Consider the following 15,679-nt stretch of genomic DNA (forward strand, 5'->3'; position numbering starts at 1 on the left):
ATTACGTTTCGCAGGTGTTATGCTGCGAAATGACGATATTCGTCGCTGTTTTGCCTCAGGCGCCTGTCCTGAAATTGTGTCATTCCGGTGCGCCGGATCATTGCCCTGCGATTGGGTTGAAAAACCCCGCCGCACATTCGGGACAGGCCCGGCACCCAAAACAACCTGACAATATCTTTCGTGAACCAAAAGGTCCAATGCACAATTCCTGCGAGCATTATCTTATTTGCAACAACTTGGGGTTGAATGACCGGATTTTCGCTGACATGCTCATCCTGACAAGACGAGCCATAACCCGGGGTAATCGGATCATCAAGACCGCCACCAATGGCGCGCGGCCTTGCCATCAGACCGGCAAGCCAACGATCCGATATGAGTAAAACATGAGAATTCTTGCCGTAGACGATGAACCTTTCGCGCTTGAGGTGCTGAGCATGTTGGTGATCAATTCGGGATATCCCGATATCGTTGCAGCCCCGAGCGCGGGCGCCGCGCTGGAGCGTATTACAGAGGCACCGGAACCGTTTCAGTGTATCTTTCTTGATATCATGATGCCGGTGATGGAGGGGATCGAGTTTTGCGATCTGGTGCGCCGTCTTCCCGGATATGACACGTGTCAGATCATCATGCTGACCGCAATGAACGACAGAAAATACATGGATCAGGCCTATGAGGCCGGGGCCAACGATTATGTGATCAAACCGTTCGACGCCAACGACATTGAATCGCGTCTGAACGCCGTGGCCAAGGCCCTGTCATGAGCAGCACGCGCACCCATCCGCCCCTGCGCGGCACTGCCAGAGCGGGACAAACCGACGCCAGCGTGAACCGCGCCGAAACCGGACGAGCCATGGAAAAATCGCCAATCATCGACGCGTTCAAACGGATGCAGGTTCCGCTGATGATTGTGGGCGCCGACGGCAGGATCCTTGAATGCAATCAGGCGACAGAACATCTGTTCGCCTATCCCCATGGGCAGCTTGTGGGCCGCGCAACGCGCGAAATCCTGCCCGATGCGTCATTGGAGTGGCTGCAGGCGCAAATCGTGCCGCCCGCGATCGACACGGTCATCAAAGGCATGACCGGGCGCACCCGCGATGGTGACACCATGCTTTTGGCCGCCAATGTAACCGCCTGGACCGATTCCGAGCGCGGATTGCAACACGCGCTGGTGCTGCGCGATATTACGCTGGACGCAAGTGCCGAAAAATTGGCGCGCAATCAGATGAAGCGGACAAACGACGCAATCATCGGCGCCGGAATCGCCGTTTTCGAATATAACCGTGTCACCGATACGATCATCGTGTGCGACCAATGGCGCGCGATTCTGGAACTGGAACAGTCCGAACCGGTCGATATGCGCAATGAATGGCGGGGCCGGGTTCATCCTGACGATCTGGAAACCGCGCTGGCGCCGATGTATCGCTGCCTTGCCGGAGAGGCGGGGCGCGTCAGTTGCGATTATCGGCTATTGTCACGGGACGGATTGCGCTGGCGTTGGATCCGCAGCGATATTTCCATCGCCGAGCGCGACGCATCCGGCACCGTCATCCGCATAAACGGGGCGATGTCCGATATCACCGACCGTAAATCGGTTGAAACCGCCCTGCGCCGCAGTGTGGAAAGGTTCAGATCGACATTCGAAGGCGCGGCCATCGGAATGGCGATCGTCACCCCCGATGGTCGTTTCCTGGAGGTAAATCCGGCGATTTGCGCGGCCTTCGGCTATTCTGAGGAAGACCTGCTGAAAACCGATTTTCAGACCCTCACCCACCCCGAAGATCTTGCCTCTGATCTGGCCCAGTTCGAACGCCTGAAAGCCGGTGAGATTTCGTGCTATCAACTTGAAAAGCGGTATTTCCGGTCAAACGGGGCCATCATGTGGGGATTATTGGCGGTGACCATGATCCGCGATGATGAAAACCGCCCCGACCAGGTGATCAAGCAAATCATCGACGTGACCGAACGCCGCCGGTTGAGCGAGCTGAAAAGCGAATTCGTTTCAACCGTCAGCCACGAATTGCGCACCCCGCTGACGTCGATTCTGGGGTCGCTTACGCTTTTGTCATCAATGGATGCCGAACCGTTCTCGGACGAGGCACAGCGCCTGTTGTATATTGCCGAACAGAACGGCGAACGCCTGCATGCTCTGATCAACGACGTTCTGGATTTCGAAAAATTCTCGGCCCAGCAGATGCGGGTTCATCTGTTTTCGCAACCCATCGTTCCGCTGATTGACGAGGCGGTGATGGCCAGCCTGTCGTATGCAGACAAGTTCGGGGTCCGGTTTGTGGTGCACACACCCGACCGGGCCCTGCGCGCCTATGCCGACCCGAAAAGGTTTCAACAGGTGATGGCGAACCTGCTGTCGAACGCGGCAAAATTCGCTACCGAAGGCAGCGTGATCGAAATTGTGACCGAAGATATCGGCAGTGCGATCCGGGTTTCGGTCACCAACGACGGCCAAACCATCCCCAAGGCGTTTCACGATGATCTTTTCAAACCCTTTGCCCAGGCCGCGCCCTCATCAACCCGCCGTCGCAGCGGCACCGGCCTGGGCCTGAGCATTACCAAACAGATCGTTGAACAGACCGGCGGCGAAATCGGCTTTGACAGTCCCGAAGGCGGGCAAACGACCTTTTGGTTCACCGCCCCCAAAAACAATCCGCACTGACCGGCGCGAAAGGATGCTAAACAAAGGGGCGCATTGACCCGGATCAATGCGAATCACCTGTGGTTGTGCGATACTGCGAACATAACCAATTTCTGGATGGAGAACGCGACAATGGCGACTCAGAAGAAACGGACCCCTGAACAGGAAGAAGACGCCCTGAATGCGGCGCAGGGTGTGTTCACCGCGAACCCGCTTTTTATTGCGCCACAGGTAAAGCACATGATGCAGGCGCAGGAAAAAGTGTTGGACGAGTTCGAAAAATTCTCATCCGCGTGGTTTCAGCGCCGCGAGGAAGCAACCCGTTCGATGATCGAAGCCGGGCGCAGGATCTGCGCTGACAATGATCCGGCACAGGCGATGAAGGAAATCACCCAATGGCAGGCCAAATCGATGGAGCGTCTGGCCGAAGATGCCAAATGCTGCGCCGAAATGTGGACCCAATGCACCGGCACCGTTGTCAGCAATGAAATTGGCGCTGCCGAAGACACGATGGAATACACCAAACAATCCACAAAACCCTCCAAGGCAACACCGGTCTGATTCCGGAGTTGCCTGAACAGGGTCACCTGCTGCTCAGCACGCCATAGGCGCGGCGCGCCAGAACCCGCTCTTCATCCGTGGGCAGCATCAGCACCGGCAAACGGCTGTCGGGCGTGGTCAGATATGGCCCGCCTGCCGCGTTGGCGGTGTCATCCAGCGTGGCGCCCATCCATGCCAGCGTGTCGATCAACCGTTTGCGCAGGGCGGGAATGTGTTCGCCCATGCCCCCGGTCAGCACCACGCCATCAACCCCGCCCATCGCCGCGGCCAATGATCCAAACATGCGCCCGCAGTGATAGACAAAGAAATCAACCGCCTCGGCGGCCTCGGGGCGGTCACTGGCCAACAGATCGTTCATTTCGCCGGTCATCCCCGACACACCCAACAGGCCCGATTGCTGATACAGCATATCGCGCAGCGCGGCCGGGTCGTATCCGCCTTCCATGATCAGATGCAAAACCACCCCGGGGTCCAGCGCGCCACACCGTTGCCCCATTGGCAATCCGTCCAGCGCGGTCAGGCCCATGGTGGTGGCCACACTGCGCCCCTGATTGATCGCGCACATGCTGACACCATTGCCCAATTGCGCCACGATGATCCGCTTTTGCGCCAGATCGGGATACGAACGTTCCAGTTTGTGGGCGATGTAATCATAGGACAGCCCGTGAAACCCGTATCGCAACACGCCCTTTTCGGTCAGATCCCGCGGCAGGCCGAAAATCTGTGCCACCCGTGGCTGATTGCGGTGAAACGCCGTGTCAAAACAGGCGATTTGCGGGATGCCGGGGTAATGCTGGGCCACCTTGCGGATCGGGCGCAGGTTGTGGGGCTGATGGCTGGGCGCGAGGGGTTGCAGTTTTTTCAACCCCTCCAGAACCGCATCGGTGATCAGAACCGGCGCGCCGTATTCTGGCCCGCCATGCACAATCCGGTGCGAAAACGCCGCAATCGTGCCGATATCGCCCAAGCGATCCAGACGCTCCAACATATGCGCCAACGCTTCGGGGTGGGCGGTTTCGGGGCTGTGCGGTGCGCCCAGATCGGTTTCGGTCCGGGTGCCTTCGGTCATGTTGCGCACGGTCAGAACCATGGCACCCGGCAGCCCGCGAATGTGGAAATTGCGAATCTGCAATGGCCCGTCTTCGGCCAGACGAAACACGCCACAGCGCAAACTTGACGATCCGGCGTTGAACGTCACAACCAGGTTTTCAGGTGTCATATCCGTTTCAGTCCCGGTATCAGCGTTGAAAGACATAAGTGCCGGGCGCATCGCTGGCCGGGCTGACCGGGGCGTTCGGGTTGCCCATGGCCGGGGGTTTGGCGGTGCCGCTGGAATGGCTGTTCAGCCATGTCACCAGTTCGGGCCACCACGATCCATCCTGTACTGGCACCTGGGTGCGCCACGCTTCGGGGGCGACATAATTATCCTCGTTCAGGGTGGTTGTCATCTGAAAGGTGCGCCCCCTATGGCCCGGTTCGCTGACGATACCCGCGTTATGCCCCCCCGAGGTGAGAACGAATGTGACATCCGTATCGCTAAGCAGGTGCATCTTGTACACCGATTGCCACGGTGCGACGTGATCGCCGGTGGTTGATACGCAAAACATTGGCGCGTCGATATCGGTGATCGCCACAGGTTTGCCATGTACCCGGTATTGCCCCTGGGACAGTTCGTTGTTCAAATACATGCTGCGCAAATATTCGCTGTGCATCCGGTAAGGCATGCGCGTGGCGTCGGAATTCCACGCCATCAGGTCAAACATACCTTGCCGCCCGCCCATCAGGTATTCATGCACATAACGCGACCAGATCAGATCGGTCGAGCGCAGCAATTGAAACGCGCCCGCCATCTGTTTGGTGTCCAGAAACCCCTGATCCCACATCATGTGTTCCAGATACGACACTTCGCTTTCGGTGGTGAACAGTTGCAATTCACCCGGTTCCTTGAAATCGATCTGGGTCGCCAGAAGCGACATGGTTTTCAACCGGTCATCGTGATCGCGCGCCATCTGCGCCGCCTTGGCCGACAACAGCGTACCCCCCAGACAATAGCCGATGCCATGCACCTTTTGATCGGGCACGATATCGTTGATTGCGTTCAGTGCGTCACCCACCGCATCGATATAATCGCCCATGCCCAGATCGCGATCATCCGCATCCGGGTTACGCCATGACATCATGAACACGCTAAATCCCTGTTCCACCAGATAGCGCACCAGCGAATTATGCGGCGACAGATCAAGAATGTAATATTTCATGATCCAGGCGGGGGTGATCAGGATCGGCTCGGATGTGACAGTATCGGTTTGCGGCGCATACTGGATCAGTTCAAACAGATGGGTGCGATGCACCACCTTGCCCGGCGTCACCGCAACATCGCGCCCGGGCAGATAATTTTCCGCCCCCACGGGTGGCGCGCCCGATGCGGTGCGCTTCCAGTCTTCGATCATGTTCTGCAGGCCCCGTACCAGATTGGCACCGCCTTCGGCGCGGGTCTTGGCAATGACTTCGGGGTTGGTGAACAGCGAATTGGCAGGCGATACCATATCCAGCATTTGCCGCGCGATAAACGATACGGTCTGTTCCTCGCGGCGCGACAGGCCGTCAATATCGTTGGTGGCATTGTACCACCATTGCTGGGACAGCAGGAAATTCTGATAAATCAGGTTGAAGGGCCACTGTTGCCATTCTTCGGCCTCGAACCGTTTGTCGTGTTTCAGCGGCACGATACAGGGTTCGGCATCGGTGTTGCCCGGCGTCTGGCTGGCCACGGCCATCAGGCGCGCGGCCTTGTGCGCGGCCTTTTCCATCAGTTGCATCTGTTTGCCCGGCGATCCGGCCAGATGTATCCACCAGTTAAAGAACGACGCCGCCAACCCATAGGGCGTGACACCCATGGTCGCGCGGGCCATCTGTGCCTTGAACGCGCGATCCATGTTTTGCGCACTGAACCGATCCGGCAGAACCGGCCCACACTGCAGGCCCAGTTCCGGTGGAACAGGCTCGGATGCCGGGTCAATCCGGGGCTGTGGCGCGTTGGTCACGGGGGCCACACCCGACACCGCACGCGGCGTTTGGGCCTTTTGCGATGTCACGTTACGTTTCTTTTTCGACTGAGCCATGGGGTGTTTTATCCTTCGTTCCATCCGCGGCCCGGAAAAACCGCAAAATCCGGCGCCAGCTTACACCCTGCGCGCATCGGCGTCATTAACAGCGGTTAACCCCCGCGCCTGGTGAAAAGGGTCATCGCCACCCTTATGGGGTGAATCAGACCTATGCCCGGGCGCGCACCGCTTCAACCCCACGTCAAGCGGAACCAAATCGCCCAGCAAGGGTTGAGCGGTTTGATGGGGCGCGGATGACATCATCCACTGGCGTATTCACGCGCCCGCCCCTAACACGGCATATCACTTAAGGAGATCATGTGATGCGTACCATTCTTTTCACGCTTGCCCTGTGTGGCGGCGCAACCGCCGCTGCGGCGGATCTGTCCCTGTCGCTGCCTTTGGGCGCACTCGACAGCGTAAGCGGCCAGACCTATGCCTGTGAGGGCGGCGAAAGCTTTACGGTGCAATATGTCAACTCGGGCGCCAATTCCCTGGCGATTCTGCCCATCGACGGCGAAACCCGGATTTTCGTCAACGTCGTGTCAGGCTCGGGCGCGCGCTATGCTTCGGGCGCGGATATCTGGTGGAGCAAGGGCGACACCGCCACATTGGAAAACGAAATGACAGAGGGCAGCCTGCAAAATTGCGAGGCGCAAGAGGCCCAATAACACCCCCGACCATGATCAAGGGAAATCCCGTAAATCCACGGGATTTCCCCACGCCCTATCCCGGCTCTGACAGGTCTGCACGAAACGCGGCGGCAATCGCCTGTCGGGTGGCGTCGGGCTGACTGTCCACCGCGCGGGTCAGGCCGCGCAATTCGCGCCGCAACCCGTGGATCTGATCCAGCAGTGACAGCACCACAGGCACCGCATCATCCGGCAGCGACATTTCGGTGCGCAAATCACACACCAGCCTGATCCGTGCCACATCCAGTTCGTCAAACATCGGCTCACCGCCCCGGTCGGCGGGTTTTACCCAGCCTTCGCGCACCCACAACCGCAATTCATGCAATTCAACACGGTGCACCGTGGCCACGACATCGCGTTCATTCAGCATCATGCATCCCTCCAGAGTTTGGCACGCGGATCTTCTGTGACATGGTCGCGCCAGCGTTGGGCAATCGCCTCCATTTCAGGGTCAATCGTGGCGGGCGTGACAATTTTCAGCCGCACATATTGATCCCCCGGCGTGCCCTTGGCCGGGCTTACCCCCCTGCCCTTCAGGCGCAACCGCTGGCCCGATGACGCGCCCCTGGGCACGCCCATCGAAACCTTGCCCGATACGGTGGGCACTTCGATTTTGCCGCCCAATACCGCCTCGTCAAAGGAAATCGGCACTTCGACTTCGATATCGTTGCCGTCGCGGGTGAACAATTTGTGCGCCGTGACGCCAATTTCGACATAGGCATCGCCCGCCGGGCCGCCGCCGATGCCCGGCTGCCCCTTGCCACGCAGGCGCAGGGTTTGCCCATCGCGCACGCCCGCCGGAATCGTTAGATCGATCGCGCTGCCGTCGGGCAAAGGCACAGCGCGCTTGGCCCCCTGCACCGCATCCATGAACGCCACCTCAAGATGATAGCGCACATCGCCGCCGCGTGCCGCAAACCCTTGGGCGCGCCCGGTTCTGGCCTGTGCGCGGGCGCCGAAAATATCGGAAAACACATCCGACAGATCCTCAAAATCGCCATAGCCGGCGCTGGATTCATACCGCCCCTGTGGGTCGGCCCCCGCATGATCGCGGTAATATTGCCGCTGCGGGCGTTCCTGTCCGGTGGCATCGATTTCACCGGCGTCAAAACGTTTGCGCGTTTCAGGATCGCCGATAATGTCATTGGCGGCGGTGACGGCCTGAAATTGCGCCTGTTTCGTCTTGTCGCCGGGGTTCAGATCGGGGTGCAGGGATTTGGCCAGTTTGCGATAGGCCTTTTTGATATCGGCCTGCGATGCGTCCCTGGCCACGCCCAGAACGCTGTAGGGATCATCACTCATCCGTCTTGTCCTCTTGTTGGTCTGTCACAGCCCCGCGCATACCCTTGGTCAAATCGCGCAGCGCGGCCTCGTCCAGCGTTTCCACCTCTAACAGGCGGGTGGCGGAGTGTTCCAGAATATCGCGGTTGTCGGTCAGAATTTCCAGAGCCCGCGCCGAAACTTCGCGCAACACATCGCGCACGGCCTCATCCATCGCCTCGGCGGTTGCCTCGCTATAGGTGCGTTCAAAATATCCCTGTGGCTGATCGCCCAGAAAGCTGGATTTGCCCGAATCGTAACTGACACTGCCCAGATGTTCATCCATTCCATACCGCGCCACCATTGATCGGGCGATATCAGTGGCGCGCGCCAGATCGTCGGCCGCCCCGGTGGACAGATGGCCAAAAATCAATGTTTCCGCCGCGCGCCCGCCCATCAGCACCGCGATCTTGTCGCGCAATTCGGTTTCCGTCATCAAAAACCGGTCTTCGGTGGGGCGCTGAATCGTGTATCCCAACGCGCCGATGCCGCGCGGGATGATCGACACCTTGTGCACCGTATTCACCCCCGGCAACGCCATGGAAACCAACGCATGGCCCATTTCGTGAAACGCCACGATCCGGCGTTCGCGCGGATTGATCAGCCGGTTGCGTTTTTCCAGCCCGGCGACGATGCGTTCGATGGCATGGGTGAAATCGGCCATCGTCACCACCTTGCCGCGCCGCCGCGTCGCCAACAGGGCGGCCTCGTTCACCAGATTGGCCAGATCCGCGCCGGAAAATCCGGTGGTCAGGGCGGCGATATCATCCAGCCCGATTCCCTCGGCCAGCACGATCTTTTTCATGTGCACTTTCAAAATCTGCGCCCGCCCGGCCCGGTCGGGGCGATCCACCAACACCTGCCGGTCAAACCGCCCCGCCCGCAACAGCGCCGGATCAAGGATTTCAGGCCGGTTTGTTGCCGAAAGCAGCACAACGCCTTCGCTGGGATCAAACCCGTCAAGTTCCGACAAAAGCTGGTTCAGCGTCTGTTCGCGTTCGTCATTGCCGCCCTGCATGGTTCCCGCACCACGGGCACGGCCCAGGGCATCAAGTTCATCAATGAAAATGATCGCCGGTGCCGCCTTGCGCGCCTGTTCAAACAAATCGCGCACCCGTGCCGCACCAACGCCCACGAACATTTCAACAAATTCCGACCCCGATATCGAATAAAACGGCACCCCCGCTTCGCCCGCAACCGCCCGCGCCAACAGGGTTTTGCCGGTGCCCGGCGGGCCAACCAGCAAAATCCCCTTGGGCATCCGCGCGCCAAGGCTGCCGTATTCTTTCGGGCTTTTCAGAAAATCGATGACCTCCTGCAATTCTTCCTTGGCTTCGTCCACGCCCGCCACATCGGCAAAGGTCACCTTTGTGTCGCTTTCAACATAGACCTTGGCCTTGCTTTTGCCGATTGACATCATGCCGCCCATGCCCTGACCGCCGCCCATCTTGCGGATTGCGAAAATCCAGATGCCGACAAACAGCAGCGCGGGCAGAACCCATGACAACAGCGTGCTGAACCATGTGTTTTCCACCGCCCCCGAATAGGTCACGCCCGTGTCATTCAGCCGGTCGGCCAGATTCGGCGTCACCGGGGTGGTGACAAACCCGGTCTTGCCATCCTGCGCGGTGGTGAATGTGCCGTTGATCGTGCGGCTGCCGATCACCACCGTGTCGATCACCCCCTGATCGAGATAGGTTTCAAACTGGCTATAGGGGATCGCCTCGATCGTCTGACTTTGAATCCACAGATCGCGGATGAAAACGATGCCCATGATGGCAATCAGGACATACCAGATGTTGATTTGATTCTTGCGATCCACGGGGGTCTCCAACGTTGGCGGGCATTTGCGATCACCCTAGGGGGCATTATGGCGCAGGGTCTTGATCAGGATCAATCCCGGTGCATTTGCCCCGGTTGCGGTGTGACCAAGGTAACGGTCGGAAAATAACTGCGATAGCGCCCCGTATCCCGGGTCAGGATCGGATATCGCCCCACGGCCGCATGGGCGCCGATAAAGAAATCGGGCAACACCCCGGTTTTTGCGCCTCCTGCCCGGCGGTATTGCGCAAACACCTTGCCCGCCAGAAACAGCGCCGCCTCGGGGATCGGCGCGATTTTCAGCCCGGCGCCGGTGATGAACGCGTCCAACCGCTCTTTGCTGGCATAGCGCACCGACAGTTCCGCATAGATCACCCCATTGATGATCAGCGGCCCGACCAGCGCCGCCGCCTCAAGCTGGGCCAATGACCACGGCGCAAAGACCGGATCATCGGTCACCACATCCAGCAACACATTGGTATCAACCAGCGTCACCCATCGCCCCGGGTCAGGGCCATGATGTCATCGGTGCTCATCCCCTGGCCCGCATGGCCGCGAAACTGTGCGAACCGGCTGTGGGGCACGGTGGTATCGGCCGGTTTCAACACCACATCGCCCGCCGCATTGCGCACAAAGTCGACCTTGCTGCCCGGTGTCAGGCCCAACAGGTCACGCACCGCCTTGGGGATGGTCACCTGGCCTTTGGTTGTCAGGGTTGCGCTCATGGCTCACCTCGGTAAGGATTGGTTGTCACAAGGTATTACTTTGCCCTTCGAAAATCAACATCTGCCGCCGATGCGCCAAATTATACAATAAACGGTTGCGCGACTCGCCCGTCTGGCGCAATAGTCACGGAAAGGCGCGGGGACACGCGTAAAACCGTGACTACGTTTGCAAAAGACGGGCCGGAGCAGAGGGCAGATACCATGGACGCAATGCGCGACCCCGAAAACCTGAACGCCGTGATCCGGCAACATGCCGAATGGCTGGCCGCGCAATTGCACGCCCAACGCGAAAGCCTGTTCCCCCCCGATGCGTCAAAAGCCATGCGCACCTTTACCAGCGGTGAGGCGGCGGCGCTTTTGGGCGTGAATGACAGTTACCTGCGCAAGCTGCATCTTGAGGGGCGCGGCCCGGTGCCCGCCACCACGCCGGGCAATCGGCGCGCCTATTCCGTGCATGATATCAACGAGTTGCGCCAATTGTTAGAGAAAACCGCGCGCAAGCCCGGCGATTATCTGCCGGGGCGGCGCGACGGTGATCGCCTTCAGGTGATCGGCGTGATGAATTTCAAGGGCGGGTCGGGCAAAACCACCACCGCCGCCCATCTGGCGCAACGTCTGGCCCTGAAAGGATATCGCGTTCTGGGCATCGATCTTGATCCACAGGCCAGCTATACCGCCTTGCACGGGGTGCAGCCGGAACTGGATCTGCCCGATGGCGGCACGCTCTATGATGCCATCCGATACGATTCGCCCTGCCCGATCGCGGATGTGATCCGCCCCACCTATATTCCCGGCCTCGATCTGATTCCCGGAAACCTGGAATTGATGGAGTTCGAACACGAAACCCCCCGCGCCCTGGCCGAGAATCAGGCCGGGCTGTTTTTCTTCCGGATTCGCGATGCGATTGCCCAGGTCGAAGACAATTACGATGTTGTCGTGCTGGATTGTCCGCCGCAACTGGGCTTTCTCACCATGTCGGCCCTGTCGGCGGCCACCGGCGTTCTGGTCACGATTCACCCCGAAATGCTCGATGTGATGTCGATGAGCCAGTTCTTGCGCATGACCGCCGATCTGATGGATGTGATCGCCGATTCCGGCGCGGATATGTCCCATGACTGGATGCGCTATTTGCTGACCCGGGTGGAGCCCACCGATGCGCCGCAAAACCGGATCACCGCGTTTTTGCGCACCATGTACGGCGACAAGGTGCTGAATGCGCCGATGTTGAAATCCACCGCGATTTCCGATGCCGGGCTGACAAAACAAACCCTGTACGAGGTCGAGCGCGGCGCCTTTACCCGCACCACCTATGACCGGGCAATTGAATCCCTGAACGCCGTGAATGATGAAATCGCGGCGCTGATCCAAAAAACATGGGGGCGCACATGAGCGACAGTCGCAAGAAACGTCTTTCGATGCTGGATGGTCTGGCCTCGGCCGGGCCTGCGCCCACACCCGGCGCGATGATGCCCAGCAACCGCGCCCTGCGCTCGGCGCGCACGGCCGTCGATGGCCACCATGTGTGGGAACTTGATCCAGGCCTGATTGATGACACCCGCATCGCCGACCGTCTGAACCGTGATGATGTGGACGATCTGCGCGATGCGATTGATGCCAACGGGCAAACCGTGCCGATTCTGGTGCGCCGCAATCCCGATAGCCCCGACCGCTATCTGTTGATTTACGGGCGGCGGCGGCTTGAGGCGATTCGCACGTCAAAAACCGTCACCAAGGTGCGCGCCCTTGTCGCCGCGATGGATGATGATGCCGCCGTGCGCGCGCAACTGTCCGAAAACATGGCTCGGCGCGATCTCAGCTTTATCGAAAAGGCGTTGTTTGCCCAACAATTGCTTGATGCCGGGTTCGGCACCCAAACCCAGATCGCCGAGGTTCTGACCGTGACCAAATCATCGGTTTCCATGGCCCTTGCCATCGTGGCGCGGGTCACCCCCGAATTGGTGCGCGCCATCGGCCCCGCCCATGGCGTCGGCCGCCCCCGCTGGGAAACCCTGGCCAATCAGATCGAATCCGCCGCCACCCCGATGGCGCGGCTGATCGAAATCGCCAGCGAAACCCACACCGATCAGGCGATGCATGTGATCGAACATCCCGACGCGCCCGAAACCGATGCCTCGGTCGCGGCGTTCGATGCGGTTCTGGCCGCCACAACGCCCCCTGCCCCGCGCAAATCCAACCCCGACCGTACGGTGGTACAACGAAGCCTTAAATCCGGCGGGCTATCTGTTGGGAAATTGCGCAAAACCGATGCCGGTCTGCGGCTTGATCTGGCGTCGGGGCCGTTTGCCGATTGGCTAGAACAACAGGCCGACGATGTGATCGCCGATTTGCACACCCGCTGGCAACAGCAGAACAAGACGTAACCGCAACCAACAAGGAAAGGCACAAGCCGAACACAGAAAAAAGGTCCCGCAAGGCGACCGCCCCACGAGACCCTTGTTGCCTAGCATCTTCAAGGTAATGCCGGGGCCGCTCTATCGCAAGTCCTTAGTGATTCGCGGGCCGAACTTTTGTTGTCTGGCGTGATGAAAAATCATGACTTACATTCCAATCACACCGTTTCGCGGAACGGTGGCCGATATCGGCTTGTCCATCGTCAGCGCCCGCCCTGCCCCGCCCGAAACCTCGGTCGACAAATGGGAATTGTTGCGCGATGTCACCACCGCGCGCACCGGTCTGGGCGTCAGTGATCGCGAACTTGCGGTGCTGCAGGTGTTGCTGTCGTTTTATCCGCACCGCGCCTTGTCCTCCCGCGACATCGTGGTGTTTCCGTCGAATGCATCAATTTGCGAGCGGCTGAATGGCATGCCCTGTTCCACCATGCGGCGGCGGTTGACGGGCCTTGTGCGCGCCGGTCTGATCACCCGGCGCGACAGCCCCAATGGCAAACGCTTTGCGCGCCGCCATGGCGATGGGGCGCAGGCGTTCGGGTTTGATTTGTCGCCACTGTTGCACCGCCACGATGAAATCTGCGCCCATGCCGAACAGGCGCGCACCGCAGAACAGGAACTGGCCCGCCTGCGCCAATCCATCAGCCTGATGCGCCGCGATCTGTCGGCCCTGATCACCTATGGCCACAGCGTGCGCCCCGCCCTTGCCCTGTGGGATCAGGCCACCGATCTGGCCGCCCTCACCGCCCGCGCGATGCGGCGGCGTCTGACCTCAGAACATTTGCAACAGATCGCGGCGCAACTGTCCGCCACGCTGGCCGAAATTCGCACAGTACTGACTCCCGAAACATCGGAAATGGACACCAAAGCCATCCAGAATGAGCAGCACCATCAGAGGTCAGATAAAGATATATTTGTTTCTGACTCTTGCTTGGAGGAAAAGAAATCGCAGCAGCAGGATCAATCTGAATCCCCGGCTCTGCCTCTCGCCCTTGTGCTGCGCGCCTGTCCGCAGATTGCAGTATTTGGAAACCGCACGATCCGGCGTTGGTATGATCTGATTGCCGCGGCGGATGGGGTGTATCCGATGATGGGCGTGTCCGCCACCGCCTGGGCCGACGCAACCCGCGTCATGGGCGCGGAACAGGCCTCAATCGTCATCGCAGCAATGTTGGAACGGATCGGGTCGATCAAATCGCCGGGGGGCTATCTGCGCCATCTGACCCGCCGGGCCGAAGAGGGGGCATTCACCTGTTCATCGATGATCAAAGCGTTACTAAACCGTGCGCCGGTTTAACGGTTCACAGCTGTGAACCCCACCCAATCGCAAGGTTCACAGCTGTGAACAAAACTCAAGTTTGCAAAGGAACGTTCAACGTTTCCGAAAGCTCGGCAAATGCGGCGGCTGTCACCGGATCAAGGGTAATCCCATTCGCCCGCCGTTCCCGCGCGACATCCCATTCCCGATCACCCGGCGCCATGACCCGAGTGTCAGGCCGGGCAGGGGAATTGCGCAGCAGGTCAAGATACCGGGTGATCCCGGCCTGCACCAATTCGGCCCCCGCAAACGCGCGTGGATCAAGGGCAATCACAAACGCCCCCAAGCCCCGCGGAGTAGAAAAATCAGGGCCACCCATCGGGGCAATATCGGGTGACAGTTTCATGCCGGTCAGTACGGCTGACAAAATCTCGGCAACGCCCCCCAACCCTGCGCCTTTGAACCCGAATGCGCCGCCGAGGGGGGCAAGCATTTCGACCAGGTGTGGATCAATCGTATCCACACCATTTTCATCGGATGCCACGCCTTGCGGCAATGGGGTGCCGGTGGAGCGGTAAAGCTCGACCCGGTTATAGGGGACGGCGCTTGTCGCCATATCAAGCAGCCAGGGATCGCCCGACGTCGGGCAGGCGATGGACAGGGGGTTGGTGCCGTGAAACCGTTCAGCCCCGTCATGCAGACGCACGAAACTGTCGGAGTTGCAGGTGACAAGGGCCAGCATGCCCCGTTCGACGGCGCGCATGGCATAGGCACCCGCCGGGCCGAAATGTGAAGAATTGGTTATGCCAACGGCCCCCACACCGGCCTCGGCCGCCAGATCGCAGGCGTGATCCATCGCCGCATAGGTGGCGCGCGCGCCTTGGGCGTTGTCGCCATCCAACATGCCCGATCCGGCGCGGGTGCGGGTGAAGGACACCTGCGGTGTCTTGTTCAGGCGCCCGCCCTGCAAGGCCTTGGCGTAATGGGGCAGCAGGCGCACGCCGTGGCTGTCAACGCCGTGTGTCGTGCCATGCAGGATCGAGGCGGTGCAATCGCGGGCCGTGGCGGCATCGGCCCCCACAGCCAGCAAGACAGAGTGGCAAAACGTGGCCAGGTTTTCAACGGATACGGACATGG

16 protein-coding genes are annotated in these 15,679 nt (G+C 59.8%); 7 read left to right on the forward strand and 9 right to left on the reverse strand.

All coding sequences use genetic code 11. The features are described 5' to 3' along the window. Positions 1 to 17 precede the first annotated feature (17 nt). Positions 18 to 347 (reverse strand): hypothetical protein, encoded by a 330-nt coding sequence (locus C8265_RS16400; protein ID WP_108485113.1) that lies wholly within the window; start codon positions 345 to 347, stop codon positions 18 to 20. 36 nt (positions 348 to 383) lie between these two features. On the opposite strand from C8265_RS16400, the gene C8265_RS16405 reads away from it, so the two are divergent. From C8265_RS16405 to C8265_RS16415, 3 genes are all read left to right on the forward strand, one after another. Next, complete coding sequence (locus C8265_RS16405) at positions 384 to 761, forward strand: response regulator (RefSeq protein ID WP_108485114.1); 378 nt, start codon at positions 384 to 386, stop codon at positions 759 to 761. Beyond that, positions 758 to 2,674, forward strand: coding sequence for a sensor histidine kinase (locus C8265_RS16410; protein WP_108485115.1), 1,917 nt, complete (start codon positions 758 to 760; stop codon positions 2,672 to 2,674). The genes C8265_RS16405 and C8265_RS16410 overlap by 4 nt, the downstream gene beginning before the upstream one ends. 111 nt (positions 2,675 to 2,785) lie before the next feature. Further along, positions 2,786 to 3,214, forward strand: coding sequence for a hypothetical protein (locus tag C8265_RS16415; RefSeq protein WP_126623186.1), 429 nt, complete (start codon positions 2,786 to 2,788; stop codon positions 3,212 to 3,214). Between the two features lie 22 nt (positions 3,215 to 3,236). On the opposite strand, the gene C8265_RS16420 is transcribed toward C8265_RS16415, so the two are convergent. Both C8265_RS16420 and C8265_RS16425 read right to left on the reverse strand, forming a co-directional pair. Then, on the reverse strand, positions 3,237 to 4,433 hold the full coding sequence (locus tag C8265_RS16420) for an acetate/propionate family kinase (RefSeq protein WP_108485117.1): 1,197 nt from the start codon (positions 4,431 to 4,433) through the stop codon (positions 3,237 to 3,239). A gap of 19 nt (positions 4,434 to 4,452) precedes the next feature. Next, a complete protein-coding gene (locus tag C8265_RS16425) occupies positions 4,453 to 6,336 on the reverse strand; it encodes a PHA/PHB synthase family protein (RefSeq protein WP_108485118.1) in 1,884 nt (627 codons plus the stop codon). A gap of 305 nt (positions 6,337 to 6,641) precedes the next feature. On the opposite strand from C8265_RS16425, the gene C8265_RS16435 reads away from it, so the two are divergent. Then, positions 6,642 to 6,989, forward strand: coding sequence for an MliC family protein (locus C8265_RS16435; protein WP_108485120.1), 348 nt, complete (start codon positions 6,642 to 6,644; stop codon positions 6,987 to 6,989). A 55-nt stretch (positions 6,990 to 7,044) separates the two neighbouring features. On the opposite strand, the gene C8265_RS16440 is transcribed toward C8265_RS16435, so the two are convergent. The 5 genes from C8265_RS16440 to C8265_RS16460 form a co-directional block, all read right to left on the reverse strand. Further along, complete coding sequence (locus tag C8265_RS16440) at positions 7,045 to 7,383, reverse strand: chaperone modulator CbpM (RefSeq protein ID WP_108485121.1); 339 nt, start codon at positions 7,381 to 7,383, stop codon at positions 7,045 to 7,047. Next, positions 7,380 to 8,312, reverse strand: coding sequence for a DnaJ C-terminal domain-containing protein (locus C8265_RS16445; protein ID WP_108485122.1), 933 nt, complete (start codon positions 8,310 to 8,312; stop codon positions 7,380 to 7,382). The genes C8265_RS16440 and C8265_RS16445 overlap by 4 nt, the downstream gene beginning before the upstream one ends. Next, positions 8,305 to 10,152, reverse strand: a complete 1,848-nt coding sequence (gene ftsH / locus C8265_RS16450) for an ATP-dependent zinc metalloprotease FtsH (protein ID WP_108485123.1) — start codon at positions 10,150 to 10,152, stop codon at positions 8,305 to 8,307. The genes C8265_RS16445 and ftsH overlap by 8 nt, the downstream gene beginning before the upstream one ends. A gap of 71 nt (positions 10,153 to 10,223) precedes the next feature. Further along, the gene (locus C8265_RS16455) at positions 10,224 to 10,646 is read right to left on the reverse strand and encodes a type II toxin-antitoxin system VapC family toxin (RefSeq protein WP_108485124.1); all 423 of its coding nucleotides are present in this window, start codon (positions 10,644 to 10,646) and stop codon (positions 10,224 to 10,226) included. Continuing rightward, positions 10,643 to 10,876, reverse strand: a complete 234-nt coding sequence (locus tag C8265_RS16460; RefSeq protein ID WP_108485125.1) for an AbrB/MazE/SpoVT family DNA-binding domain-containing protein — start codon at positions 10,874 to 10,876, stop codon at positions 10,643 to 10,645. The genes C8265_RS16455 and C8265_RS16460 overlap by 4 nt, the downstream gene beginning before the upstream one ends. A 201-nt stretch (positions 10,877 to 11,077) precedes the next feature. Between C8265_RS16460 and repA the strand changes: the two genes are divergently transcribed. From repA to repC, 3 genes are all read left to right on the forward strand, one after another. Next, a complete protein-coding gene (repA, locus tag C8265_RS16465) occupies positions 11,078 to 12,265 on the forward strand; it encodes a plasmid partitioning protein RepA (RefSeq protein WP_108485126.1) in 1,188 nt (395 codons plus the stop codon). Continuing rightward, positions 12,262 to 13,257, forward strand: a complete 996-nt coding sequence (gene repB / locus C8265_RS16470) for a plasmid partitioning protein RepB (RefSeq protein WP_108485159.1) — start codon at positions 12,262 to 12,264, stop codon at positions 13,255 to 13,257. Before repA ends, repB begins: the two co-directional genes overlap by 4 nt. Before the next feature lie 172 nt (positions 13,258 to 13,429). Continuing rightward, positions 13,430 to 14,581 (forward strand): plasmid replication protein RepC, encoded by a 1,152-nt coding sequence (gene repC / locus C8265_RS16475; RefSeq protein WP_108485127.1) that lies wholly within the window; start codon positions 13,430 to 13,432, stop codon positions 14,579 to 14,581. Between the two features lie 55 nt (positions 14,582 to 14,636). Here repC and C8265_RS16480 read toward each other — a convergent pair whose 3' ends face one another. Continuing rightward, positions 14,637 to 15,677: an Ldh family oxidoreductase gene (locus C8265_RS16480; RefSeq protein ID WP_108485128.1), complete on the reverse strand. Its 1,041-nt coding sequence runs from the start codon at positions 15,675 to 15,677 to the stop codon at positions 14,637 to 14,639. Positions 15,678 to 15,679: the final 2 nt, after the last annotated feature.

The organism is Oceaniglobus ichthyenteri (assembly GCF_003057885.1).
GTDB lineage: Bacteria > Pseudomonadota > Alphaproteobacteria > Rhodobacterales > Rhodobacteraceae > Oceaniglobus > Oceaniglobus ichthyenteri.